Origin of the sequence: Candidatus Berkiella aquae (genome assembly GCF_001431295.2) — a bacterium.
GTDB lineage: Bacteria > Pseudomonadota > Gammaproteobacteria > Berkiellales > Berkiellaceae > Berkiella > Berkiella aquae.
Map to the genome: position 1 here is coordinate 1,678,711 of NZ_LKAJ02000001.1, position 26,339 is coordinate 1,705,049.

Annotated in this window: 22 protein-coding genes; 13 read left to right on the plus strand and 9 right to left on the minus strand. The window is 37.1% G+C overall.

The genetic code is table 11. The features are described from left to right. Positions 1–3: 3 nt before the first annotated feature. Entirely contained in the window at positions 4–951 is a 948-nt protein-coding gene (locus tag HT99x_RS07505) for a pirin family protein (protein ID WP_075066642.1), read from the minus strand. Positions 952–1,015: 64 nt separating this feature from the next. Between HT99x_RS07505 and HT99x_RS07510 the strand changes: the two genes are divergently transcribed. The 4 genes from HT99x_RS07510 (at position 1,016) to HT99x_RS07525 (ending at position 3,798) form a co-directional block, all read left to right on the plus strand. Then, a complete protein-coding gene (locus HT99x_RS07510) occupies positions 1,016–1,465 on the plus strand; it encodes an OsmC family protein (RefSeq protein ID WP_075066643.1) in 450 nt (149 codons plus the stop codon). A gap of 92 nt (positions 1,466–1,557) precedes the next feature. Beyond that, entirely contained in the window at positions 1,558–2,085 is a 528-nt protein-coding gene (locus HT99x_RS07515) for a ferritin-like domain-containing protein (protein ID WP_075066644.1), read from the plus strand. Between the two features lie 151 nt (positions 2,086–2,236). Then, positions 2,237–2,722, plus strand: coding sequence for a hypothetical protein (locus HT99x_RS07520; protein ID WP_075066645.1), 486 nt, complete (start codon positions 2,237–2,239; stop codon positions 2,720–2,722). Between the two features lie 140 nt (positions 2,723–2,862). Beyond that, positions 2,863–3,798, plus strand: a complete 936-nt coding sequence (locus HT99x_RS07525) for a hypothetical protein (protein WP_075066646.1) — start codon at positions 2,863–2,865, stop codon at positions 3,796–3,798. On the opposite strand, the gene HT99x_RS07530 is transcribed toward HT99x_RS07525, so the two are convergent. After that, on the minus strand, positions 3,785–4,120 hold the full coding sequence (locus HT99x_RS07530) for a transaldolase family protein (RefSeq protein WP_075066647.1): 336 nt from the start codon (positions 4,118–4,120) through the stop codon (positions 3,785–3,787). The genes HT99x_RS07525 and HT99x_RS07530 overlap by 14 nt on opposite strands. Positions 4,121–4,244: 124 nt before the next feature. On the opposite strand from HT99x_RS07530, the gene HT99x_RS07535 reads away from it, so the two are divergent. Then, complete coding sequence (locus HT99x_RS07535; RefSeq protein WP_075066648.1) at positions 4,245–4,475, plus strand: hypothetical protein; 231 nt, start codon at positions 4,245–4,247, stop codon at positions 4,473–4,475. A 56-nt stretch (positions 4,476–4,531) separates the two neighbouring features. Here the strand turns inward: HT99x_RS07535 and HT99x_RS07540 are convergent, their stop codons facing one another. Beyond that, positions 4,532–4,963, minus strand: coding sequence for a hypothetical protein (locus tag HT99x_RS07540; RefSeq protein ID WP_139016609.1), 432 nt, complete (start codon positions 4,961–4,963; stop codon positions 4,532–4,534). A 163-nt stretch (positions 4,964–5,126) separates the two neighbouring features. Between HT99x_RS07540 and HT99x_RS07545 the strand changes: the two genes are divergently transcribed. From HT99x_RS07545 to HT99x_RS07565, 5 genes are all read left to right on the plus strand, one after another. Then, complete coding sequence (locus tag HT99x_RS07545) at positions 5,127–7,235, plus strand: hypothetical protein (protein ID WP_075066650.1); 2,109 nt, start codon at positions 5,127–5,129, stop codon at positions 7,233–7,235. A gap of 207 nt (positions 7,236–7,442) precedes the next feature. Continuing rightward, complete coding sequence (locus HT99x_RS07550) at positions 7,443–10,232, plus strand: VWA domain-containing protein (protein WP_075066651.1); 2,790 nt, start codon at positions 7,443–7,445, stop codon at positions 10,230–10,232. Positions 10,233–10,469: 237 nt separating this feature from the next. Then, positions 10,470–12,473 carry a protein kinase domain-containing protein gene (locus tag HT99x_RS07555; RefSeq protein ID WP_075066652.1) on the plus strand — a complete coding sequence of 668 codons (2,004 nt, stop codon included), beginning with the start codon at positions 10,470–10,472 and terminating at the stop codon, positions 12,471–12,473. Positions 12,474–12,697: 224 nt separating this feature from the next. After that, positions 12,698–13,015: a hypothetical protein gene (locus HT99x_RS07560; protein WP_139016610.1), complete on the plus strand. Its 318-nt coding sequence runs from the start codon at positions 12,698–12,700 to the stop codon at positions 13,013–13,015. Between the two features lie 497 nt (positions 13,016–13,512). Continuing rightward, a complete protein-coding gene (locus tag HT99x_RS07565) occupies positions 13,513–14,127 on the plus strand; it encodes a LysE family transporter (RefSeq protein WP_075066654.1) in 615 nt (204 codons plus the stop codon). Positions 14,128–14,144: 17 nt separating this feature from the next. Here HT99x_RS07565 and HT99x_RS07570 read toward each other — a convergent pair whose 3' ends face one another. The 3 genes from HT99x_RS07570 to HT99x_RS07580 form a co-directional block, all read right to left on the minus strand. Further along, on the minus strand, positions 14,145–15,995 hold the full coding sequence (locus tag HT99x_RS07570; RefSeq protein ID WP_075066655.1) for a hypothetical protein: 1,851 nt from the start codon (positions 15,993–15,995) through the stop codon (positions 14,145–14,147). A 229-nt stretch (positions 15,996–16,224) separates the two neighbouring features. Further along, a complete protein-coding gene (locus HT99x_RS07575) occupies positions 16,225–16,791 on the minus strand; it encodes a hypothetical protein (RefSeq protein WP_075066656.1) in 567 nt (188 codons plus the stop codon). Positions 16,792–16,997: 206 nt separating this feature from the next. Beyond that, a complete protein-coding gene (locus HT99x_RS07580; RefSeq protein WP_075066657.1) occupies positions 16,998–17,435 on the minus strand; it encodes a hemerythrin domain-containing protein in 438 nt (145 codons plus the stop codon). Between the two features lie 197 nt (positions 17,436–17,632). Here HT99x_RS07580 and HT99x_RS07585 point away from each other — a divergent pair, with 197 nt between their 5' ends. Both HT99x_RS07585 and HT99x_RS07590 read left to right on the plus strand, forming a co-directional pair. After that, positions 17,633–18,358 carry a hypothetical protein gene (locus tag HT99x_RS07585; protein WP_075066658.1) on the plus strand — a complete coding sequence of 242 codons (726 nt, stop codon included), beginning with the start codon at positions 17,633–17,635 and terminating at the stop codon, positions 18,356–18,358. 15 nt (positions 18,359–18,373) lie between these two features. After that, positions 18,374–18,535, plus strand: coding sequence for a DUF3309 family protein (locus tag HT99x_RS07590; protein ID WP_075066659.1), 162 nt, complete (start codon positions 18,374–18,376; stop codon positions 18,533–18,535). A 138-nt stretch (positions 18,536–18,673) separates the two neighbouring features. On the opposite strand, the gene HT99x_RS07595 is transcribed toward HT99x_RS07590, so the two are convergent. Together HT99x_RS07595 and HT99x_RS07600 are read right to left on the minus strand one after the other, a co-directional pair. Then, the gene (locus HT99x_RS07595; RefSeq protein WP_158003394.1) at positions 18,674–19,996 is read right to left on the minus strand and encodes a chloride channel protein; all 1,323 of its coding nucleotides are present in this window, start codon (positions 19,994–19,996) and stop codon (positions 18,674–18,676) included. Positions 19,997–20,120: 124 nt separating this feature from the next. After that, positions 20,121–20,825 (minus strand): hypothetical protein, encoded by a 705-nt coding sequence (locus tag HT99x_RS07600; protein WP_075066661.1) that lies wholly within the window; start codon positions 20,823–20,825, stop codon positions 20,121–20,123. A gap of 274 nt (positions 20,826–21,099) precedes the next feature. Between HT99x_RS07600 and HT99x_RS07605 the strand changes: the two genes are divergently transcribed. After that, positions 21,100–21,888 carry a LuxR C-terminal-related transcriptional regulator gene (locus HT99x_RS07605; protein WP_083482907.1) on the plus strand — a complete coding sequence of 263 codons (789 nt, stop codon included), beginning with the start codon at positions 21,100–21,102 and terminating at the stop codon, positions 21,886–21,888. A 51-nt stretch (positions 21,889–21,939) separates the two neighbouring features. On the opposite strand, the gene HT99x_RS07610 is transcribed toward HT99x_RS07605, so the two are convergent. Continuing rightward, positions 21,940–26,103: an autotransporter domain-containing protein gene (locus HT99x_RS07610; protein WP_259565969.1), complete on the minus strand. Its 4,164-nt coding sequence runs from the start codon at positions 26,101–26,103 to the stop codon at positions 21,940–21,942. Positions 26,104–26,339: the final 236 nt, after the last annotated feature.

A 26,339-nucleotide genomic window follows, 5' to 3' on the forward strand; every position in this document is an offset into this window, starting at 1 on the left:
ATCTTATTTGAAATGGGCAGCAGGCAAATCTGGGGCATTCATTCTGGGAATTAAATTACCTGGAATTTCTCCAAAATACTTAAATGTCTGCCAATTTTCTGCTGCTTCTTTGATTTCAGCTTCCGTTCGAGCAACAAAATTCCACCAAATCAATACTTCCTCTTTAAAGGGCTCTCCCCCCAGAATGAGCAAATGCGCATTTTGCGGCAAATTGATAGATAACTTATCTCTGCCATATCCTAGATATAAAAGATTATTAATATCAATGATCGAATTTTCAATAATGGCGCTTTCTTTTAACACTAAAACGCCATATTCAAAATCGGGGTTAAGTGGTAAGATGGTCTTTGCTGCGGCAACTGTGCGGATATCAAGTGCCATGGTAGGGGAATAAGTGTTGGTTGGTGCTACTTTGCCAAACAACTCGCCTGCTAATACGGTAATAGTTATTCCATCATGTTCCATAACAGGAAGAAATTCATAATGGGCAAAACCTGGGTCCATTTGTCTCACCATATCTGGTAAGGCTAACCATAGCTGAGCACCATGCAAGGTTTTATGAGTATCGATAATCGATTCTTCTGAATGAACAATACCGTTACCTGCCGTCATTAAATTTAATTGACCCGGATTAATGATTTGCTCACTGCCTAGGCTGTCTCGATGAGTAATTTTTCCTTCAATTAACCAAGTCACGGTTTGCAATCCAATATGAGGATGAGGCCCTACATTCATTCCTTTACTCTGATTTAAATTTAAAGGGCCAAAATGGTCGATAAAGCACCAAGCGCCAATCATTCGCCTTTGTCTGTGAGGCAAGGCACGTCTTATCATTAAATTGTCACCGAGCGTTGCATTACGTGTTGGCAATAATTGCTCAATGGGTTGATGAGGCAATGGCGGACAATCTTTTGAATCAGAGAGTTGGCATTTGAGGTAGAGATCGCTCATGTCAGTTTTCCATCGTTCATAATGCTATTATGAATATAACATAAGCTTTGATTCTGGGTTGAAGATGGATAATAAAACAGATAATGCAACAATAACGGTGAGTAGTTCTGAAAAAGGAAAATATGCTCAGGATATCATTATTGGGCAACACTTACTGGTAGGTGATGAACCTGTTGCAGTTGGGGGAAATGATTTAGGCCCCTCTCCCTATGATTATTTACTTGCCGCCTTGGGTACTTGTACCTCAATGACTTTACGAATGTTTGCCGATCTTAAGAAAATCCCACTAGAAAAAGTCTCAGTCAAACTACAACACGAAAAAAAGTATGCAACCGATTGTGCTGAGTGTGAGAATAGCACAGCTAAAATCGACCATATTGAACGAAGTATTACCTTAACGGGTAATCTTTCACAAGAACAGCGTGAAAAATTACTTGAAATTGCTAATAAATGTCCTGTGCATCGTACGTTGACGTCAAAAATAATCATCACCACAAAATTGAATGATAACTGAATATAAATATAGATAAATAGAGATTTTCTTGAATGGCTTATAAATAAGGTCTATGACTATCAAACAGATTGAGAATAAAAGGGGTCATTAGCATGCGAAATGTAAAACATATTAAAAGTGCAAAGCGCAGTGAAAAGAGTAATGCCTTAGCGACACCCACCGATTTGGGGGAAAAGTCACGTACGGCCATTTCCAAAAGTTTGAATCCTTTAATTGCTGATATTTTTGCATTATATGTTAAAACTAAAAATTTCCATTGGCATGTATCAGGTAGTCATTACCGTGATTACCATTTACTGTTTGATGAACACGCAGAGCAAATTTTTGCAATGACGGATGTATTGGCTGAGCGTGTCCGCAAGTTAGGGGGTACTACCATTCGTTCAATTGGGCATATAAACCAATTAACCAGTATAAACGATGATGATGATACCTTTGTCGAAGCAAAAGAGATGATTAGACGCTTAATGAATGATAATAAATCATTATTATCTCATATGCGCCAAACACATAAAATTTGCAGCGATCATCATGATGTTGCAACAACCAGTATTTTAGAAGTATTCATTGATGAAACAGAGCGTCGCATTTGGTTTTTATTCGAAACTCAAGCTGGATAATATTTAATAATCCACATTAAATAAAGCTATTTTGTTCTAATAACTGACACTCATCTTGATCTAAATCTATTTGGTCGTCTATAGAACAAACTCATTTGAGTTTCATTTTCATCCTCTTTAAAATTAATTTTTTTTATGAGAGGATGATTTTATGCTTAATTCAATTTATGATTTTGTAAAGAGTATTGCTTTTACTCCTATACTAGAACCTATTTATAAGACTGTTCAAATTCCATCTGTTACAACTGTTTGTAAGCCCATTTTAGAAACCATTAAAAACTGTAGTTGGTTTGGATTGGTTTGTGAAGAAGTCATTAAGGAAACAGGGAATCGTTGTACAGCCAAGCAACAATTTCAAGAATATTCTGAATTTGCTGGCTATAAAGAAGTTGGCAGTGAATTTAATCCCTATTTCTTGGCCACAACAGCTGCTATTGCAGGTGCTGTAACTGCCACTGCTGCACTAGCAGGCGGTTATTATTGGTATCAAAAAAGAAATGCATCTAATAAAAAAGCTTTGATTGATTTGGTTGATGTGAAAATCGAACCCAAAAATGAAGAGGGTTCATATTGGCGTGAACGACATGCCTTAGAAGCTTCAAAAATTGAATCTAAAAAAGCTGCACGACTTCATTAATACAAAGCCCTCATTAATACTATCTACTTTTTCAGGATAGCTGTTGGTGAGGGCTTTGCAATCACCTGATTACTTCAACAATGTAATTTAGACTACATATGTAGTATTGAATCGTTGAATTTGAAGTAGGTGTACATAACATGATAACGGGTAGTAGTGAAGATAAAAAACGCCGATTACAAGAAATTCATCAAATGGGACGAAAAAGTTACGATTTAGTTCCCGCATCACAAGCCGTCAAAAGTGCCATACAACATATCGTAGAAATAGAGAAATTTTTCCAGAAAAAATCCCATAACCAGGCAGCCGTCTATCCACTTCTTGCTGCGGCATTAAATGGTTATCAAGATGACAGCCAACCCAACATGATATCAGGTAGATTATTTTATAACCTTTCTTGCTTTGTACAAAAAGATGAAAGCAAAAATATTATGGAAAAAGCTAACAAGGAATTTAGCACGAATAATGCTAAAAAATATAATTTCGTTTCTGAAGAGATGCTTGAAAATTTTGCTGATATGTTAAAAACCAAAGATATTACCAAGGTTGACGGCATTATTGATTCGATTGTTAAAGATATTGATAGTAATCCAGCGTGGATTCAATTTTGGCAAAAAAGAGTTGGGACCGAAGGTGTCGATAATGCACTTATTAATAAAGTAACCCAAGCTCTTGTCTATAAAATGACAGGTGCCTGTCATGAAGCTTATGTTAAAAGGTTTCAACCTTCTTATGACGAGCAGTTAGCAGACACCCGATTTATTCGAGCATTTAAAACGTCAGCATTGCAGGTTAATACCTCATTAGATGTTGAAAATTTATTAAAGAGCAAGATGAAACAAGACGAAAAGGATGCAAAATCCTTACTAAAGAGACTTAATCAATTAGCAAGCACCTCAACCCAAGAAGCACACCCAATTGAAGAACCTACCATATCAAACCTACCGTCACCGATTGCGACTCAATTTACCCATTCTCAAGCCTCTTCCTCGCAACCCTCGAGTCACACCTCTTCGAGCGGTAAGGTTAAAAAAATGGTTGAGGAGTATCAAGATAAGCATATTAGGCCAAAGTAGCAAACAAATCGCAGCCATGGTTTTGAGCAAATGAAGAAAAATGCTCTGCAAAGATGTCTGTAATTTTTTGGGTTAATTCATGTCCTGATAACCATTCCTTTAAACAAGAAGGCGAGAGGGTAGCAGCACTGACGCCGATATTAGCAGCATGAGTGACATCGCTTATGCTTTGGATACTCGCTATCATTAACTTAGTTTGGAAGCCATATTGTTCTTTCATCGACCGCAATAATGATATTTCCGTATGAGCATCAATATCGTGAAGATTCATTTGCGATAAATAGGGAGCAACATATTGGACTCCAATTTTTGCTACTAACAAAAACTGCTCCGCAATATATTTCCAAATGGGATCCGCATGCGAAACATACCATCTAGTTCTTGCTGAATCTCACTTATATCAGATACATTATGTGTTTGACACGATGCAATATGGAAGTAACATTATGCAACAATTAAGTTTGGATTCGCTCGTACAGGTTTCAGGTGGGAAATGTCAAGAAATTTTCGAAATGCAAGCACCACTTGTTCATTTAAATATTTTTCTTAATTATCTTACTTCAATTGAACAAGGTACGTTTGATGCCTCACAATTTCTGCAAGCATTAATTGATGACGGTTTAGATCCGAACCAATTATCCTTAAAGATGACTTTATACTGCGGCTTAACAGATTAGTCGTTAAAACTTACCCCTGCGTAAGCAGGGGGATTGGAGCAATGACTCGAGCGATATTATTTAAATGAAACGGTAATTTTTTTAACTTCCGCTGTTTCCTCTGGCAGAATTTCTTTTGGTTTTGTCGATTGCACTCTAAAATGAAATGTATTTGCTAATGCTTTTCGTCTATATTGGTCATAGTAGTTAACATGCTTCGCGCAATATGCTACAGAAAAACGATCTAATAAATCCTTTATAATGGAAAATTCTGCAGCATATTTATCATAAATTTCAAAAAAGGATAAATGAGGTATCCTTGGTTCTGATTTTAAGGAAACAAGGAAATCACATAGATCGGTATAAAAAGCTAAATTTTCCTCATCACCTAAATTAGACTCTAAATCAAAATCTATAGCCGTTTTTTTTAGTTCCTCAGCATTTGAAATGGCTTCTTGTAATAGTCTTTTATTTTTAGCAATTGATAATTTAAGTATACGATACATCAAAAGTAAGTTGCCTGATTTGTTACAACGAAAGCGTGTATGCTAACATTGTTTTGTAGGGTATACCACCCATTTCTATTGTTTTAAAACAAATGAATGATTTACTTTGAATTATCTATTTGTTAGTCTGCTTTCCTTTTGTAAAGTCTCATCTCAAGAGTGTTAAATGAAGCCAGGTATAGACATTGAAGAATCACCCGACATTATCTTAAACGGCGTCAGAGTTCCGCCCGAAATATTAGGGCATATATTCGAACATGTTGGTGAAGCCCGCTTTGTAGGCTCACACTCTTTAATGACCGTCTGCAAGGCTTGGAATCCAGCTTTTAATCTTGCTGTTACGGGTGAGAAATTTGCTCGAAAAGGCAGAAAGGCTACGAGTGTGCTTAAGGATTGCCAACAAAACTTAACCAATGCCATTTTTATATTATCAGATAAAAAAACTCGCTCTCATTTGCGAATATCCGAGATATTTAAGGTTGCTTTTCGCCATAAAGAATTTGCACATGCCATTTGGAAAAGTGCTCAGATCAATGGGAGCAACGTCACTGAAATTATAAAATATTTGCCTTTACTGTGTGAACATAAAGAAGTTGCAGAAGAAATTTATCGTTATGGTGAGGATTATAGTGATTCTTTATTTATGTATTATGCTGCAATTCACCATTTGCACCTTGCAAAAAAACTGTTTAAAGACGATATTGTTCGCCAAAACCTCACGACTCAAGAGTTATTAGCACTCGGTAGCGCACATCTTGAAATAACTAAACGTATTTTGGCCGATCCACACTTAATGCTTACGTTAACCAACGCTTCCTCAGCTTTACGAAAATTATGTGTTGCCCATTCAAAAATTGCAACATACGTCTTAGCTAATCCTGTTTTAAACGCCACGCTAAATGGAAAATCGTTAGCCATCATCGGAGCTGCTCATTTAGATGCGGCTAGAGCTATTTGGGAAAGTCACAGTTTAAAGGAACGCCTTGGCAATGAACATTTAATGACTATTAGTCTTGCCCATGCTGAAATTGCTCATGATCTATTCGCTGACCTTAGTGCTGCGCAACAAAGTTCTCTCATAACAGCGCATATTGAAATTGCGAGAAAACAGTTAGCAACAGTCCGTTCTATTGAAGGAAAGGATGAAAAACGTGCATTATTACGTACCGTTATGCATTCTCATCCGGAAATTGACATAGAAATCTGGTCTAATATTTACTTCCAAGAAACATTAGAAGTTGACGACCTGGTCTCATTAGGTTTATCTCATGAACGAATTGCACGAAGTGTTTGGAACAACAAGCAATTGCTGAGTCAATTAACGGATGAACAGCAAATGGCATTAGGTGAAAGACACCTCTGTATCGCTGAGGCCATTGTAAAAGAAAAACCTGCGTTACGCAAAAAGTCTCTTGCTCTCCTAGGTATCGCTCACGAAAAAATTGCCAATCAGATTTGGGAAAATGAAGCATTAATCAAAGAATTAAGCATGGATGAACTATTTGAATTAAGTATCCATGAAGCCATTGCCCTTGGTATTTGGCAAAGTGATTCATTACGAAGTACTGCTACGGATGAACAAATTAGAGAAATCGCTAACAATAATATAATGATTGCAAGAGAAATCGTTGCCGATAATGCACTGTGCAAAAAACTATCTGGCGAACAGCTTTGCACCTTAGCAATTGCTGACATTGAAATTGCATATTTGGTATTTGAGCGTTATTTACAAGGTAAAGTGGACTTAGATATCGTTTTAATTGCGGAAAAACATCAAGCGATTGCATTAAAACTGATGAAAACGGATGAATTAATCGATGCATTAGAGTCTAGTCAACTGCAAGCATTAGGCGTCGCTCATGCAGATGTTGCCCATTTAATTTTATCTGATGAAGAATTAAGAGAGTTGCTAGATGAGGATGAGCTAACTGAAATTATTATAGCGCAACCAGCAGTGATTTTGTCTATTTTGCAGGATATTTTAGCTAATCAAGCATTTAATGATTTACCTGATGATGCTTTTTTAAATCTTGTTAAACGACAATGTGACATTTTTAGTTTACCCACAACGAAACATATTGTTCGGCAAATGATAGACGATGCACTTCCAGAAAACCGAGTGCATTTAAAAGGGAAGCTATACGAAAATAAATTATCTCTTAATATCGTTAGAGCAATTTTTAAATTATCAGAAGTGAATTTTCCGCTAAACAAGCCGTTTGTTGCAGATTCTGTGATACCGCAGAGAAGTTTTTTTCCTTGTATTTTGATGTAGCCTATTACAGGCTGTAGCATTTTGGTCTGTGGCACATCGTCTTTTCTACTTCCCGCGGCTTGGCTGCGGGATCCATATTTCATCAATCGATGCTGCGACAAGCAGCGTTCTAATTAACCAAGTCAGCATTTATCCTATTGTGCAAGCATCAGCTCATGATAAAATTTTCATCATTTTATTTACCAGTTGTATTGTCGGGAGATAAAGATGCTGCAAATGAAGGATATTAATTGGTATTCCCTACTTGATACGTTACTTGGCGAACTTAATGTTGAATATAGGCTTGAGGCTTCAGACAATCATATTGCAATTGAAGCCTCTCCTGAAAATTTAACGTTAATTAACAGTCAACTAGAAAAAGCTTTTAATGATCTCAGTAGCGTACTACCTTATACCGTTGAGGCAGCTCCACTGGTAGAAACGGTTCCAGAAGCCATGTCGACCTTTAAAGCACTGTTAGGCGATGAGCGTTTTACCGATCTCACCATTAATCCAGACGAACTTTTTAATATAAAAAGAGGTGCCCAAGTTAAAGATGGAGTACTTTATTCCAAAGCAACTTACAGTCAAAGAACCATTTCTGTATGGACTGATGCTATCAATGCACTGATTGCAGACTTAAAACCAATTTCTAAAGAAGCTTTAAGAGAAAAATGGAAAGATAAATCTCCCATTTCTCGCCTTGATCTTGCAAAAACTCAAGATGACATAGACTATACCGACATTGTAAAACAAAATTTTGGTTTGCAGAAAAGTGCAGATAATAAAGTAAGCGTTTTTTTTAATTTTCGTCAACTATGGCAAGATCTCTTTGTTCCTGAACTTGCGAGTAAAAGCAAAGTCGTGAGTGCGCCCCTTATCAATACTGCGCTTAAAACCAATCAGATTGTCATACATAAAGCGCAATTATTAGATTATCTTCGTCAAGAACTCCATAGTGATATGTTATGGCGTATTTTTCAAACAGATCAGGGACCCGTTGCAACGCCCCTATACTTAGATACAACAACTCATGTGCGTCGACAAACCAAAGTCTCTATCATCATTGATCGCAGCGGTAGCATGAAAGGGTGTTTTGAGGAGCTCACCACCAAAGTGTTGGGGTTCATTGAAAAGCTGGAACCCAATACGCGAGTCAATATTTTATTTTTTGATGATACCATTGGTCCTAGACAAGCATTTTTAGCCCATGATTTACCAGCAATTACAAACTTTGTGAAAAGCTTAAAACCCAACGGCCAAACCTATCTATATCAAGCCTTAAAAGCTGAATTTGATAACTTATTGAAAGATGCAGCAATAGGGGACAACACCGCTATTCTTTTAGTAACAGATGGGCAAGAGTCTTCAAGAAACTATTCTGATAAAATCGATAACATTTTGGCTATTCAAACAAAATTCAAAGAAAGGGAAATCAATCCGCCTAAAATATTTACGATTGGAATTGGTGCTGATAATGCAATACAAAAACTAGATCCTCGTTTAAGTAGTGAACGACTTATTATTAATAATGTTGCTGAATTCAAAAAAGTACACCAATATATTCAACAGATCCAAAATCCTACTCGCGATCAAGAATTGATTGTCACGCCTAAACCAAACGCTGTTGTTGGGGTAAATGTTGCGGTTGAACAACATGGCAATATCATCGCCCCCGATGTTTATTTTAGCCTTGAGCACCATTCTATGGGAGTTATCCAAAGCAACAAAAAACTTATTATTAAGTTAAAGTCTAATATTCCTCAGGGAAACATACATGATACTGTAAAACGTATTCTCGCATTAGCACGCGATGCGGTGGTGAGCAAACCTTATCATACCCTAAAAAATGAATTAACCACGATCAAAGCTAAAGTTGCTGCATCAAGTCTTGCCGCTCAAGGAGAATATCCAAAAAGCATTTTAGACGATTTGATTCAATTGCTTGAAACTGACTATATTCAAATGGCCGACCAATCACATCAGAAACTGATAAAAACAGCCCAACATCAAAGAAGTTATGTTGAACACGCTATACCAGCTACACCAACATTTTCAATGGATTATACCTCATCAACCGATGGAACATCGATACCCTATACAGGTGCTTGGCAACGAATGTCTCCACCACAATATAATATTGCTGGGAAATTAATTTCATCTCATGATAAACCAACAGAAGAAGCATTATCCTCTTTAGTGCGTATATCTACCAGGATTGAAAGCAAACAAAATCAGATGACTGTTCAGGCTTTTGATCAAGATCAAAAAGAACAAAGTCGATTATATGCATTTTGTACACCACAGCTCGATGACGCAGAACCTCCTTTTTTATTTTGCCAAGGCGATAGTTTTCAATCCTTTGTGTTTCCTAATGGGGAACATCCTGATATGGCAGGGGATAATTATCATTTTAATCAATGTCGTCCTGTAGATTATTATGGTAAACCTTCTGTTGTTTGCCCAGGCGAGAAATCCACCGTTGTGTTGACTCCCAAGCTCCGAGAGCGACCTTTTGAAAACCTAGGTGGCAATATCGCACTTGGGGCAGTACTGTTATATTGGGCAAAATCACTCTATCAGGCATTCACTACCCCAACACAACCCAAAACGTATTTTACCGATAAAGCGGTATTTAAAAAGAAAGTAAAAGAGCTGCGGTCTTTTTTAGAAGCTACTAAAAAGAAAATTCAAGCAAAGCAACCTTTTGATGGTGATAATTTTCATTTGCTTGAATTAGAAGATTATGCCGAAGATGTCAAAAGACTAGAAAAGCGTTTTTCAAAAGACGTTTTGGAAGAAGCCCAGCTAGATGAACTCTATCAAGAAATCAAAGATTTTAAAGATTCAATGCACAAGCTTTGCGATAAACTATCTAAAGCAACTACAAAAGCACCCAAACCAATAACACCTCAATTCAAGCTTGAAACACAAAAAGATTGGGGAGCGTTGCTGTTGCCAAAAAGCACGAGTACTAGAATCGGTGTTGATACGAGCCTGCCTAAAATAAAGCTTTAAAAGGAAAAGGGGCAGGGGCAGGTATTAAAATAGTATTGTTGAAATGCTTTCAGGCTAAAGTTCGGCCATCGGTATACTTATATCATTCGAACAATTCGCTTAGCATGAATCCATTCTGTTCGAACTTATACCGCATGTCAGGAAAATTCCTACAAGCGTAAGGATTGGTTAGACTTTAAGGGGCAAAAAAATAGACACTAACGGCAATTCTATAATTTGTACCGTTAGGAAATAACCATGATTACAAGCCCAAAGACAAATGCCCGTGCTGAAGAATTAGCGAAATCTAAAGGTTACACATTAGAACATTCGAAAATAATCAATGCTGATAATACTTATAAAACGAATATGGGTACGATGGCACATGCAAAAAGATGCCCTCTAGGGGAAGGCCAAAATGCATCCATTTTCTTAGCTCAAAATCTGACAACTGGTGAATTCTTAGCCGTTAAAAAGTATGACAAATCTCGTGCTAAAGAAAGCTATCATGTCGATGATACTAAACAGATCGAAATTGAACAAACAGTTTTAAATATTCTCGATATGAATCGAGGAACGTATAAAGTTAATGCAAATGAATTGCATGTTTATATGCCTTATATTGATGGTGTTGATTTAGAAAAAGCCAAAGCAAATGAAATCGGTGATTTCAGTGATGCATTGCGCTATGCACAACTAGCCACTGAGAAATTATTAAAATTGCATAAAGCTAATTTTATTCATGCTGATTTACATGCCGGCAATGTCATGATTTGTCCTCAAAGCAAAATGCTCCATTTCGTTGACTTTGAAAAATGCAAATATATGGAACCAGAGACTCAAGAGTTAGAAATTTGGGGAAAACCAAACTTTTTGCCACAACGAGCCTATGACAAGGCACGCCCTAAAAATACCTCTGGCGGCGATCCTATGATAGTTCCAGTGAATAAAGAAACGGATAGATATGGTTTAGGTATGACCTTATATACCATGTTTTCAAAAGTATTAGGCGAAGGAACGCTTTCAATCGATAACGATGGTAAAATTGAATTAAAGAAGATCCCTAATGGTATGTCGAAAGACACGTTAAATGAGCTTGTAAATAATCTACATACATTAACACGACCAGGTAGTGGAGATTTGGAAAATATTGCTTCTGTGTTTAAAGCACTCAAAAATAGCCATGCATTTCAACCACTCATGCAAAATAACTATTTACCATCCTCTATAGGTAGTAAAACACCATCACCACAAACGGTTTCAAATCAACAAATCATAGGCACTCAAGCTATTGGTGCTAAGTATCATTTTACTAACGATGATCCCGTTATTGAACAAGCAAAACTAATGTTAGAGATGGGCTCTAAGATAGTCAAATTTTCTGTGGATGATAAAAAGCAGCTAGAAAAATTACAAGAGATGCCTTTTTCTACTTACTTCATGTGGTGGCGTTCCGATAGCAATAAAGTCAATTTATCTGAGAATGATAAGAAAGCAGAATATGATGCAACTTATAACTTTGTAAAAGAATTACTTCTCAAGAATGCGAAAGACGAAAAGACTTTCTATATAGGTCATTGGGAAGGGGATTGGTACCTATTGCCAGATTATGATGCAAGTAAAAATCCAAGCCCTGAAAGAATTCAAGGTATGATTGATTGGTTAAATGTCAGACAAAAGGCGGTAGATGATGCTCGTAGAGATTTTGGTTCTAAGAGCTTATCGAAAGTTTATCACTACACAGAAGTAAACCGTGTCAGAGACGCCATGGATAAAGGGATGAATAGACTGGTAAATTCTGTAATACCAAAGACCAATGTAGATTGTGTGTCATATTCTAGCTATGACGTGCAATATGAATCCCAAAACACCATTAATAAGTCGATAAAATATATTGAGGAAAAATTACTCCCCAAACCTGGGATTAACGGTCCCCGAGTATTTGTCGGTGAATTTGGCGCGCCTGCAAGAGATGTTAACTTTGATCCTATAAAGCACGAAGAAGTTAACCGTAAGATTGCAGTCAAATTTTTAAAGAGTGGTGTTCCTTATATACTCTATTGGCAAATGTACAATAATGAAATTGAAAAAAATCAACAAGCTGGCTTTTGGTTAGTTAATGATAAAAATCAAAAACAACCTTTGTATAATACGTTTAAAGGACTTTACAAAGCACAAGAAGGCTTTAAAAACGTTAGGGAGCAATCGATATCGTGGCTGGAAAATATGGAATATGGAAAAAAAGAAAAAATGAGAATGTGAAGGAAAAGGGGGCAGGTATACCTGCTGGGGTATCCCCACGAAATATTACTAGATAGTATCGTCATTGCGAGCAGAAGCCGCTGTAATAGGTTGAAAAAACACCAAAATTACACGGCTGAAGCGAAGCAATCCATGTGAATATATTTCTTACGGAACTCTGTTTCACAAATTTTTCCAGTTTAATCTAAGATTGGATTGGTTAATCTGTTTGGGAGCAATAAACTGTGAAAAAATACATCCAAATAATGAGTGTAAGTGCCATTTTAAGCTTATCATCATTTATACCCTTATCTCATGCCAATGAGAGTGTGCCACAAAATACCCAGCTCCAATTAGCTGCCTCTTTTGCAGATTACTCCTATGAAGGTGAACCCACGCGCGATGGAGGATGCTGTAAAGCAAAGCAGGAAAATGTTCGTCACAAAGCGTATCATAAGCACCATCACAAACATCATCATAAACACCATCATAAAAAACATAAAAAACAATCTCACAAACATCATCACAAGTCTAAAAAATCATGTGGTTGCCAAGGTGGCTAAAGGCATACTTGGCCTTAATAAATGTATATACATGCATTAAGTCAACACTAGGTTACATTTAGTGTAACTTAGTGTTGGCCACTAGATGGTGTTGCAATATTTTCCCACGGCTTACACCTCAATTTAACATCAGAGCAAACGAAACGAACAATCCATTCAAGCGCAGCCATCGTATGAATCAAGTGAATAGCAAGCGCATAAAGCTCGGTGACATTGACAAAGACAATAGCGTAGACAATCCGCTGTTGGGGCAACCGCAAATAAAGAAAAGATGCGCATTTAAATAAAATTTACCCAAATATCAAATTGCATAGAATAACTGTTCTATGCAATTATGGGTGATAGAATGTAGTCTCTCATCGGCCCAGGCTCCATTATTAATAGAAACCCGAATGCTAATAGCTGAATAGTCTTGGCAGTATTATGATAAGCATCTCTTTTATTTATTGAGCCACTGAGTTTTAAAGTTAGTTTGTTACTATATAAGTCATTCATTCATGAACATCGATTTGAGCGGTTTACTGACCGGTTATTTAGCAAGTATCAGTTTAATCATGGCAATTGGCGTACAAAATGCCTTTGTCCTTAAACAAGGCTTAAAACGCCAACATTTATTCCTGACGGCTTTCACTTGCTCGTTATGCGATTCTTTGTTGATTGTTATGGGTGTTTTAGGGATTGAAGTCTTAACCAACGACTACCCGGTCCTCACCCAAATTTTACAATGGGGAGGCGCATTGTTTTTGGTAGGCTATGGACTGCGTTCATTCTGGAGTGTTTTTCATCCCCATATTCTAGTTGCATCTCTTGAATCACCGGGTAAATCTACCAAGATGGCAACTTTGCTTGCATTACTTGGCTTCACATTCTTAAACCCTCACACTTATGTAGATACTTTTTTGCTGCTTGGCACCATTGGTGCTGAGCAAGAGCCTCATGAGCAGATCTTTTTTATGATCGGTGCGATTGCGGCTTCTGCTACCTGGTTTTTCTCTTTGACCTATGGTGCTAGCAAACTTAGCCCATTGTTTAAAAATCCACGCGCTTGGCAAATATTGGATACGCTGATGGGATGTATCATGATTGGGATTGCGATAGGACTTGTCATATAAACAAAAAGGCCAATCATTTAGCAGACTAATCGCCTTTTTTTATGTAAGCTCGCAAGGAACTTTTCAGTATGATTATAATTAACTCCTGGGCACCGCTTACCAACCCTGATTTGAGTGTCATAAATAGGTGTCAGGGGTTTAACCTTGGAATCTTTAGGTTTTGCAATTCTAATCTTAGGAAGAATATGCCTGCAAGCTAAGTAAAACACTTTTTCTCTGCCATATTTTTTAATATTTTCTTTAACTGCTGCCATTGAACCATAATGAATCTGCATGATAATACTTTTTAGTATCCAACCTTCATCATGCATTTTTTGATTACCTAATACCTTTAATAGTGCTTTTAAGTTTAAGATCTCTAATTTTATTCCATTATCACTTAGGTATATCTTTGCATAAGGCATACCACTTTTATTTGATCTTAAAATTAACTCATAATTGTCTTTTTTGTAGGGCAAACAGGCAGGAACCAATTTTAAAATTTGCTCTGCACGATGTTGAGAATCATATTGATAGCCATTTTTAGAGGTATAATATAAATCATTATTCTTTAATGCTTCTTGATTTAAATTGGATTTGCATAAAAAACTTGCTAACTTTGCTAAGTTGAATATTTCAATTTGTGGTACAGTATTATTGGTTATGACGCGAGCGAGAATTGGTGCATCTTGATCTTGAGAAATATTCGTGTCATATAAATCTGTTGTAACACCATAAGGAATACTCGTTAGTAATTGTGAACTTGCGACAGCATGTCCTTTCAATAAAGCAGAAGTGTTTACCTGGCGTCCTTTATCAGCTACGCTGCTGGTTGGATCAATTGCGCGGTTATAAGCTCTAGAAGGAACAAGCGTCGCATCATTCAAACAGGCTACCGCCGAAATGGTTTTATTATTATTTTCTAATAATGTACGATGCCACCCTTCTAATGAAACGCAGTCCAAAATAATATTGGGTCTACCCTGCGTTAAGGATGTTAACCTATCTTGTACCAGCTCTTTGATTGAAAAGGCTGTATCTTGTGTACGAGTGAGCACTTGGTCAGTTACAATGCTTTCGTGTGCATCGTCTAATATTACCCCTCGATAATCATCGGTTGCGAGTATCGCGAAATCGAGTTTATCACCTTGAATTAATTTTTTAGTGATTGAACTCTTTCCGCTTCCTGCCGCGCCAAGAATCGAATAATCAATATTTTCACCTTTTGCTAAAATAGTTTTTGGCTGAATCCCAAGTGCGGCAAATAGGTCTGAATGAAGTTGTAGTTCTTGTTTTAATACAGCATGCGTGATTGCTTTTCTAGCTCTTAAAATTTCTAATAACATGAATTTTTTTGCAAGAGATGAATATTCAAGATCAGATTCTTTGATATCAGGATAGACTTTTTTCAATTGATTAGTAGCTAACTCGCAAACAGAATCAATTTTTTCCATGAGCTTTATCGTTATTGTCTCATTTATTCTATCTATGAAGCTTGTATCTTTTTCTAATATTTTTCGATATAACATTTGAACCGCAGCATTTAAATCTTCTACGGGCATCTTGTAAAACGAAACCAAATCTGCTGCCAGGTTGAGTTTTAGTGCATTATTGACCGTGGGGCACACAAAATCAGTTAACCAAGCTTCTTTAGTTGTTTTGGCTATATCGATGATAACGTCTGGGTTTAATCCACTATAATTTGTTTGTAACAGTCTATTATGTTGCTTTTGAATTGAAATCGTATTTGAATCCCAGTCTACAACTGGTTTCAATGCTGCAATATGTCTTTGATGGTAGGCAGGATTTGAACCTTGAGACAAGATCTCTTCACGCTTTTTGCGCAGTTCATCTATATTGATATCATTTTTGAAATTAGAAAACAGCATGATTATCCCCATTTTTTATTATTCATAATTTCCTGTTTAAGCAAGGAATTATCTTTTATTTTTATAAATTGATATCATTTTAGCTATTTTTAGCTTAGAAGCTGTAGCAAAAATATATGAATAGCAGATATTGTCAGATGAAAGGAGGCGAATGTGATTGGAGTTATCTTGGTTCGAATTTTTTCAGCATAAAAGACAGAGTGTTTGCGTGCACTCTGTCTTTATTGGCTTATTGTATATAATATTTTTTACTTTCCTTAATACCGCATGCGGCACCAATGCAACATCCCACCATCCCCATAAAGAAAATGAAAAAAGTCACCAAGGCTGCATACCCTGCATTATTAACGGTAGAAGTGGATACATGCTGTCCTGCTTCAGTCGCTGCCGGTAAATGAATAAATAACAATGTTAAAATGGTTGAAACCACCGCATCAGGCATTAAAGATAGCAAAACAATGCTGACAATAAGATAAAGCGACCAGATCACAAAGCCATGTAATAGACCATTCGCTACATTAAAAGAATACTCTCCATGGAGCTGCCTCCCCCCTATCCAACCAGCTACATACAATGTCATGTAGCTACCCACAACCATCCACGCAACCGTACCAAAAGTCAGTGCAAGCATTTCTTCTTGTCCACGTTTAAACAGTATTAAACCAACAGCGATTGTTAAAAAATTAAAAAGAAAGGTAATACCAACAGCGCTGATAGTGCCTACCGTAACGGCTTTCCAATAAATGTGTTTTGTTCTTTCTTTTACAGTGGTTAAAGGGATTGTATTGTCGTTCATTGCTTTATTTCCTTCTACTTGTTTATTGCCCACCAAAAAGCAAATAAATGACTAACAATATCGGTAGTGGCACACCTAAGAGCCATAAAATAATATATTTCATACCGCACTTCCCAAATACATTCATCCTAATGACCAATATAGTCTAATAAAGTGTTGCAATGAGCCTGATACCATTAACATACTGGTTATCTGACATTCAGTTGTTATTTGTGCTTTTTCTTAAAATCTTGCATTTGTTCACCAATTTCAAGGAGTAAATTTCGTGACAATAATTTAATGGCTTGAGGGAATTTCTCATCCTCTTCTTCTTCAATATGATGATCATTAAGCTCTTTAAACACAGTAAATTTAGCAGTCCACTTTTCTGATTTTGGATCAGTTCTACTCAATTTAGTAATCATGTGTTCAACTAATACTACTTCTTCATGATGTTCAAGTACATTGGCTCTGCTTTTTGAGAGTTCAATTAAATGAGGGTAAAAAAGCTGTTCTTCCATTTTTTCGTGCAATTTAGCCTCGTGTTTTATCGTATTAAATAATTTTTTTCGTTCAGCTGCCTTTTTTTCACTCATTTTAGAAAGTTTTAATAACAGTTGTTTCATTTTTTTATGATCAGTCAGTAAAATCTGAATAGCATTCATATAGACTCTCCTTTGAATGTTTTAAATGAGTATAGACAAATATATTGTCTGTAAATTTGACATTTTTCACAGTTAACTGTTATTTGTAATATCAATTTCGATGTTGGATTGTACTATCTTCCTTATATATAGTGCTGAAATATTGCAATCCTAATTGCGATCGAATTGTAATATGTAGGTTTTTAAGGAGGACAATTATGTCACTTAATCAAGAACCACAACGATCTATTTATGAAAATCATTGCTTACATTACTATAAGGTAAAAACGATAAATTGGTCAGCTGTCATTTCAGGAGCAATGATTGCCTTTGGTTTAACTTTTTTGTTCAATCTTTTAACATTAGGCATAGGGCTTACCATCATCAGCACCAGTGAACAAGGGGTAAGAGATCTTGCTTTTAATGGCTTTATATGGTCATTGATTGGAGGCGTTATCATTTTATTCATTGCCGGATGGAAAACAGGGAAATTAATCAAGTTACATCCTTCAGATATTGCATATTGCCACGAGAAGCTCAATGCAAATTTAGCTCAAGCTTCAGCGCCAATGGAAGTTTGTAAAACAAAGTGTTGTTATCATGGGATGACTCACGGATTTTTGGCCTGGGCACTTTATCTTATAATCAGCTTAGTTTTTACCTTTCTTCTATCTCATGCGACAGCTGTGAGTTCATTAAATTCTTCCTTTCTTAATATACCACTCGGTATTCCGCAAGCGGTTGCTGAAACTGCCAATACAGCTAAAGTTCAACAAAAAGCAACTGCTGAGGTACCTATTTCACCTAAAACTGCAGAAAAGGCGGGCATAGAAATTATTGGAATATTTCTAATATTTACCTTAGGCGCAGCAGCTTCTAGCATTGGTTGTCATTTAGGACTACTTTGTCATCGAAAATGTGTTACAGCCAATCTCAATAAATAAGTTAAGGAGGAAAAAATGATAGGAACATTATTATTAATATTATTAGTTCTGCTCTTATTAGGAGCCATTCCAGCATGGCCTTATAGCAGAGAATGGGGATACTATCCTAGCGGTACTATCGGTCTGGTATTATTAATCCTTATCTTACTACTCCTGCTAGGAAGGGTACCGTTTTAGATGCCTAGTAGACACATGCTAACACTGACGTGTTGTTTTATAAAGATATTCCTGATATTGGTAAGTAACTTTTTTTAAAATGAATCTTACCAAAGCGACGTTCGAATAATTTAATTCGAACAAGAACTAGATATGAAGCTACAGCTTGTGACGCTCAAACATTAAACCATGCTGATACAGCTTGAAAGTGTAAATTCCTTTAGGATAGAAATAGATTCTTATCCAGGTTCCAACAATCGTTGTTATGATTATAGGTAAGGCAACATAGTAATTTTTGCTTATTTCTAGAATGAAAACAATCGATGTAATTAACGCACCGGTAACACTCGCTAGCATACCCCCCATCCCGCCAACCACAAAATAGATGATATTAATTTGCATACTAGGGAAACAATATTGAAGAACAAGCCCAAATGCTCCGCCTAATGTTGCCCCTAAAAACAAGCTAGGAGAAAAAAGGCCGCCTGTCGCACCAGAACCTAAGGTTAAGTATAATGCCAATAATTTACAGAAAAATATCAATAGTATTAACCCTATATTTCGCAGCATAGAATCTATAATGTCTTGAATGGCAGCATATCCCATGGCAACGATATAATAATGCCCAAAGAACTTCATTAATAAATACAGCATAATACCGACTAACCCAAGCCCTATGGTATGCCTTAAATAGAGATTTTTAATATTTTTCTCAAATAGTGTTTTAAACCAGCTTATGCCACTCATTAATAACACGGCAGCTAATCCTACTAAAATACCTAAAGGGATATATAAAAGAAGCTGTTTAGCATAAAGCAACATATTGTCAGGGGGTAATATTTTAAAGTGGAATAGAGTTTTATCTCCATGAAATAACTTCCAGACTAATATGCCAGTTACTGCTGAAATACCAATCAACACAACATGTGAAAGGGTAAAAGCAAATAGGAGTATTTCGAGTGCGAAGACAACACCTGTTAACGGTGCATTAAATATGGCAGCAACACCCGCCGCAGAGCCCGCCGCGGTTAGAACTAATCTTTGTTGCGCTGGAAGGTTTTTAATCCCCCCTAATAGATAACTTAATGTGGCTCCTAATTGCGTAATGGGAATTTCCCAGCCCGCCGAGCCACCCGTACCAATCGTGATAGTAGAAGCTAAAGATTTTGCTAATTCAATCGCGTAACGATTTTTACCTTCTTCAGGGTGAACAAAATGGAGGATATCGGGCTCTCTGACGCCACGTTCATTTGCGCCATAGTGTTTAATAAGCCATACCACCGCTAGTCCACCTAGGATGGGGACTAAGATAATCCCTATTCCCCATCGACTGGCTGGACTATAAGCAAACTCTTGCAAAACAAGTCCAGCGCGGCCTAAGAAGATAAAGTTGTAAATAATGCCAATCAAAGCGACATAAACAACAGCACCTAATCCACCAATGATGCCCATTTTCACGGCATGCATGATAAGTAGAAACACGCTAAATCCCTTTGAGTGGCGCATGCGGTGTTTATTCTAACCTTATAATATACCTTCTACATACATAAGATTAGAATAAAATATCAATTCTATATTACTCTGTTATTTATTTCAGCAGTCAGCATTACCTATAGGCATAGGCTCGTCGTGGTCTTAATGCTGCTTGCTTTTCTTCGCAACGTTCTAGCAACCTGCGGTTTTTATAAATTAAATCGTTCCATTTTGCAAAGGCCAATTCAAATAATTGCTTTTGTTCTTGCAATTCTTTTCTTCTTTGTTCTTGTTGGGTCGCTGTCGCTGCAGCCATTTTTAAATAGAATGCGTATGAAGAAGTTGCAGGCGCTAATGACGGTGCTTGAGGGGGAGAATCATCTGAACCATCCAATTCATTTGAAAGAGTATTAAATTCATATCTTCTTGATTCTTTAGCTTGGTTATAGCTATCGATTTTGCCATGAATGCTTCCTGTTAAAGTACTTATTTCATTGTAATCCATATTGCTGAGGTCAATATCGTTAAAATCTATCGCTAGTATATTATTTAAATCCTCTTTTAATTCCGATTCCCATCTTAAAGCTTGTTGCTTATATGCTATTTCTGCTCGCGTTGCTAAAAATTTAGTCAAAAATAATGCTTTCTCTGACAAGTTGAGTGCTTGAAATCTTGGCAAAGTGAGTGGGTTTAAATTAAAACCATCTGCTAGTTGCTTAGCAATCGTTGGCAGATATTGATTAATAACGTCTATTAATTCTGGATATTGCATGATGATATCTAATGCTTGTTTTGCATTTGATTCACTAAAATTACTGGCAATTTCTGGATTTAACATATTCAACCTCTGAGTTATGCATCTGGTGAAAATTATACGTTTTCTTAAGTGTTTTTAATATGGAATGGCGATGATTCAATAACAAATCCTGACAAGCGTTCGAGCATGCAGGGTTGCATTTACATGCAATCTATTGGATTTATGTTTTTTGTAAGGAAATTCTAGTATGTTTAAAAAATATCCGGACAAAATGAACCACCCCTAAGATGGAAGCCTTCGCATATTATTAGAACATCTTTTAAAATCATATCTCACTTACTTTATTCAATTGAGCATGATGAGCTTACAACCCAACAATATTATTTATGAAAGTGAAAGCATTGTTAAAGAGATACTAAAGCCATTAACAAGATGCAGTGATATTCACTATTTTTGCTATGGTGTTAATTATCCGGACACGCGCGGTTTTACATTGAATTCAAATGCGAAATATTATGAATCATGGTTTTTTTATGAAATTCCTTTATGCGGTTTTTACCTTCCCAATGGATGGACATGCTGGAAAAACACGTTCACTAAAAAACAAAAGGAAGTTGCTGATGAATTAAATATTGGCGATGGCTATTATTTTGTTAAAAAGAATGAAAACTTCACTGAAATATTTGCCTATGGAACTACTTCAGAAAACACAGCTGAAGTATACGATTTTTTCATGAATAATCAGGTTTTATTGAGAAAATTTAACATGTATTTTATTGAGAATGCAAAAGGGTTAATTGCAAAGGCTAAAATGAACTTGGTGAAACCTTTAAAAAAGATGGTTGTTACACCAGAAATGAGAGTCTCAATGCAACATGACACAGTTGCAAGTAATCAGTTTTTCACAGAAAACACCAGGCCTTTTAGTTTTTTTTCCGATCGAGAAGCGGCTTGCTTTCGTATGATCTTAAAAGGGTTTTCTAATGAAGAAATAAGCAATTCATTAAAACTATCCGTTAAAACAGTTGAATCGTATATTTCTCGAATCAAATCTAAACTGCAATTGAGTTCTACTAATAGAAATAAGATTATACAATGGGCCCATGAAATGGGCTATGTTGATACCTCGATGATTGATTGTTAAGGACAAACTTTGCCCCCATTGTGCAGCTAACGCCTTCATGGGGGCTGAAAACTAATGCACAATTTGCCCTTTCACATTAAATTGCTTATGTAACAACTGTTTTACATTTTCAGCTTCATTTCTGCTATGTAAATCATCGACTAATACCACAACTAACGTTCTACCTGAATGCTTTTTAAGCTCCGTATAAACCGCGTATCCTGCCAATCGTAGTTTGTCGACCATCACTCTAGCATTCTCAGGATTAGAGAATGCACCGACCTGAACTTGCCAAACACTGTCATCATAATCCCCCGAGTAAGCATCAGAAGATGGTGGCAAGGTTCTCACCACCCTTTCTTCCATGATCTCAGGACGTTGGCTATGCATTTTTAGTGGTGCCAAGACATCAACGATTCTGACACAATGGTCCCAGTCATAACGGAATTTCAGATAAGCCGTATTGGAAGTAAAGTCTTCTTTGAACAGGAAGTCATAACTTGCCGTTAAAGTAAGATTTTCATGCTCAAATGCGGTCAATTTTAAGCCTAAGTTGTAACTGGTTTGAGCAGGTTTGGCCCCTTCTGTCACAAAACTTGGCCCAGCACCAATAAATTGCGAGGTGGTTGCTACCGTATCTCCCACAAAGTCATAAAATATTCTTGCATGAACTTCCGGCTGCCAGGTAATTTGTGGCGTTAAATAATCATAAGCAACCCTAATGCCAATGCCTGCTTGGAATAAATCATATGACTGTTCATTCACGTTTTGGTTCGCAGTACCCCCACCCGTTTCGGTATAAGAATCTAATGATAAGTGCGAGTAATACAACGAGAATATAGGAATGATATGCCAACAATCTTGATCAAACACATAACCCAGCTCACCTTTAAGACCCGTTTGCCAGCCATCGTAGTTTGAGCTTGGTGACATAAAGAAACTACCAATACTAACGTTTCTCTGTTGCTGATAAGTATTATAAGTAATTGCACCAAACCAATCTAAATAAAGGGGATTGAAAAATTCATACCGACCATAAACGGTTGCTTGATAGCTATTAATTTGCGTGTTGGTGCCAGCAGAAACATCGTGCTTAACTTTTGCAGTAGAAAAGCTAAGACCTAAGCCAGCAAGAGCATCATCGGTGATTAACACATCGCCGCCTAATGCAACTCCTACCATCTCATCATGATAGCCCGCAACGGAATCACGCTCGCTCTGATCGGCTTCTTGACCATAAAGTTTGATCCAAGCACCAGAATATTGATTCCAATCACCCGCAGCGTAACCTCGACGTCTTGTACTATAATCGATTTGGTCGCTAAACTCATTTAATGCCAATGATTGTGCATCAAAGCTTGCTTGCACAGTACCCCCATCAACGGTAGGAGCAAGTTGCGCCAAGGCTGCATTAAGTGATGCCAAGGTGGTGTAAGATGATAATTGTTCAATGATAGCTTGCAACTCACCTGTTGCTTGATTACTTAATCCAATATTAATCAATATTGAACCAATGGTTCCCCCAGGAAGATTAGACAGCATACCGGCATTTGCTTTGGGTGTTAAAACCAATTGCAATATGGTATTTCCAGGTCCTGTTACTTGCGATGTAATATCAAAAAATAAGCTAGCATTAATCACTGGTAAGACGGAAAGATTGCTACCTAATCCTGCTGTAATAATAGGAATAGTGTGTGTCTGGGTTATATCTGTAACCGAAGGATTGGCAATCGTAATTTTAGCATTAGGTGAAATGGTGGCTATCCCATTAACCGTTAACAAACCAGTTGTTAGGTTATTACCTCCCATATCTAAATTGTAAAAGGTTCCAGCGCCTAAATTAAAATTACCATTCACAGTAAGATTAGTGCTATTGGCTACACTCAAGGCACTGTTTGCATCTTGTATCGTTAAATTGCCGTTAACAGCGACATTGTCAGAACTTAGTAAATTACTGCCTGACTTAACAATGGTATCAGTAACGAATAAATTATCGCTTAAGTCTACGGTTGTCCCTAACCCGCCTTGAATGGTTACATTTTTTAGCAAAAATCCAACACCACCAATCGGCGAATTGATGGTACTGGATGAAGCAATAATTAACGAACCTGTATTATTGTTAAGCGTTGTAATAGCGCTATCAATGTTACCGTTGATGGTTAATAGATGATCACCTTGAAATTGCACGTTATTAGCAAAAATGTCACCAGCCACGGTTGTATCGGTATTAGCACCTATTTTGACCAAATTAAATAGATTGGTTGCAGAACCAATGTTGCCTGTTATGGTTGTATTCCCGCCTGGATTCAATACATTCAATGTATCGATGCCATTATTATTGGTTGTTATATTAGCAGTTAATTGCATGGGGGCTAGCACATCATTAAGCAGCAACGTTGTTCCGCCTGCTCCTTCGATGTTAATGGTTGATGCCTGTATGGTTGCACCATCGAGTTCAATCGTATTCGCGCCACCGCCTGAATTTAAAGTGATTAAATTTAATGGATTAGTGGCACCAATCGACCCTGTCACAGTACCCGCACCAACGAATTGTAAAACGCCTGAATTAGCCATCGTTGAATCAACATTACCGGTTAGCGTTTTGCCTGCCGCTAAGCTTGCTGTTGCATTATTTTGAAAAACTAGCAAGGTGGTATCTATATCATTTTGAAAATTAACTTGTTGGCCAGTTGCGCCAGATAAATTGATTTGATGGAGAGTATTCGCAGCACCTACCGTGCCTGTCACGGTGGCATTACCTAAGAACTGTAAAGTACCAATGTTAGCGGCATTCGCATCGATATTCCCTGTTAACGTCACGTTATTGGCAAGACTTGCTGTAGTGTTAGCTGTTGCGCCTGCGACAAAATTGAGACCATTAACGGCCGTCACATTCCCATCGAAAATGACATTCGCAGCAGGACCGCTTAAATTAACGCTATTTAGCGATTGATTGGCACCAATCGTTCCAGTGACTTCCCCACTGCCTTGAAATAAGAGCGTTCCCTTTCCTGCCAATCCAGTTGCATTACCAATATTGCCACTAATCAGAGTATTCGCATTTTGTAAGGTTAAGGTTTGATCGCCATAAAAATTGGTATTCGTTGCATAGATATTACCATTAATAATCAATGGATTAATCGCGCCTACTTTAACTTCAGCAAAGGCATTTGTTGCAGTCCCTATGCCCCCTGTTATGCTCGTTGCATTATTGACATCTAGAATATCGGTGTTATTTGTTTGAGGGGTAATTTGACTGGTTAAAGCCAAATTAGGATTATTAAGTATGAGGGTGGTTTGAACTGCGCCCGCATTATCAAATAGATTGATATTCGCAACTTTAAATGTCGCACCCGTTACTTCAAAAGTATTGGCAATCGCTGCGTTACCTGTATTGAGGTTCAAATTAGCCAAAGAATTTCCAGAGCTTGCACCAATTGTTCCATTTAAAACACTCAGTGCACTCCCTCCAACATATGTTAACGTTCCTTGATTGTTAAGATTGGTTTCAATATTGGCAGTTAGATTGGGTACAGCGGCATCGATTTGTACCGTTGCATTTCCCAGAAAATTCATTGTTTTTGCGACAATAGGCTCGTTGTTTACGCCTTTGAACTCAACAACAGTTCCTGCACCACCTGATAGATTAATCGCATTTAAAGGAAGTAAGGCCGTACCCACGCCTTCCGTAATGATGTTATTGCCTAGCAATTGCAACGTACCTGTATTGGCTACAGCGGTAGTAATGTCGCCATCAACATCTACTCCATTTGCAAGTGTTATTGTTGTGCTTGCATTCGAACCCACCCCAAAATTCAGAGAAGTATTAACGTTAATATCACCTTGAAAGGTGACGGTTTTACTTGCGCCTAATAAATTTATCGTGCCGATGGGGTTTGTGGCACCAACTGTGCCTGCTACAGTTGTCGTACCATCAAAGTTAAAAACCGTTCCGATACAACCGGTACCTAAACATAATAAGGCATTATTACCAAAGTTATTATCAATCGATATGCCATTGGTGGTGCCCACATTGTCGCCATCAACCACATCGAAAGTCACTAAAGGAGAGATATAATTATACCCGGTAGTTGGTGGGTAAAAGTTCGAATTTGATAAATTGGCTAATAAATCAAGAGAAGTAAAGGAATAAGCTGCACTTGAGAAGAAACCAAATAAGGTTGAAGCAATGACCATTGAAGACAAATGAATTTTTTTTTCACGTATGACGTGCATGCTTACCCTTCCTTGGGATGCTGTTTAAATCAATCATTTTGAATGACTTTTATTTATACCGGTAATAACAGCTTTTGTAAACGTGAATCTTGGTGGAAAATGCACTGCAATATACAGCACTTTTGAATTTTGCAATGCAGTCAAAATGATTAACAATTTGAAAGGACTTGTCTTTTTGAATGACAAGTTGTTATGTTTGGCAACTTAGCTTTACAATGCCTGATTATGTCAGGAAA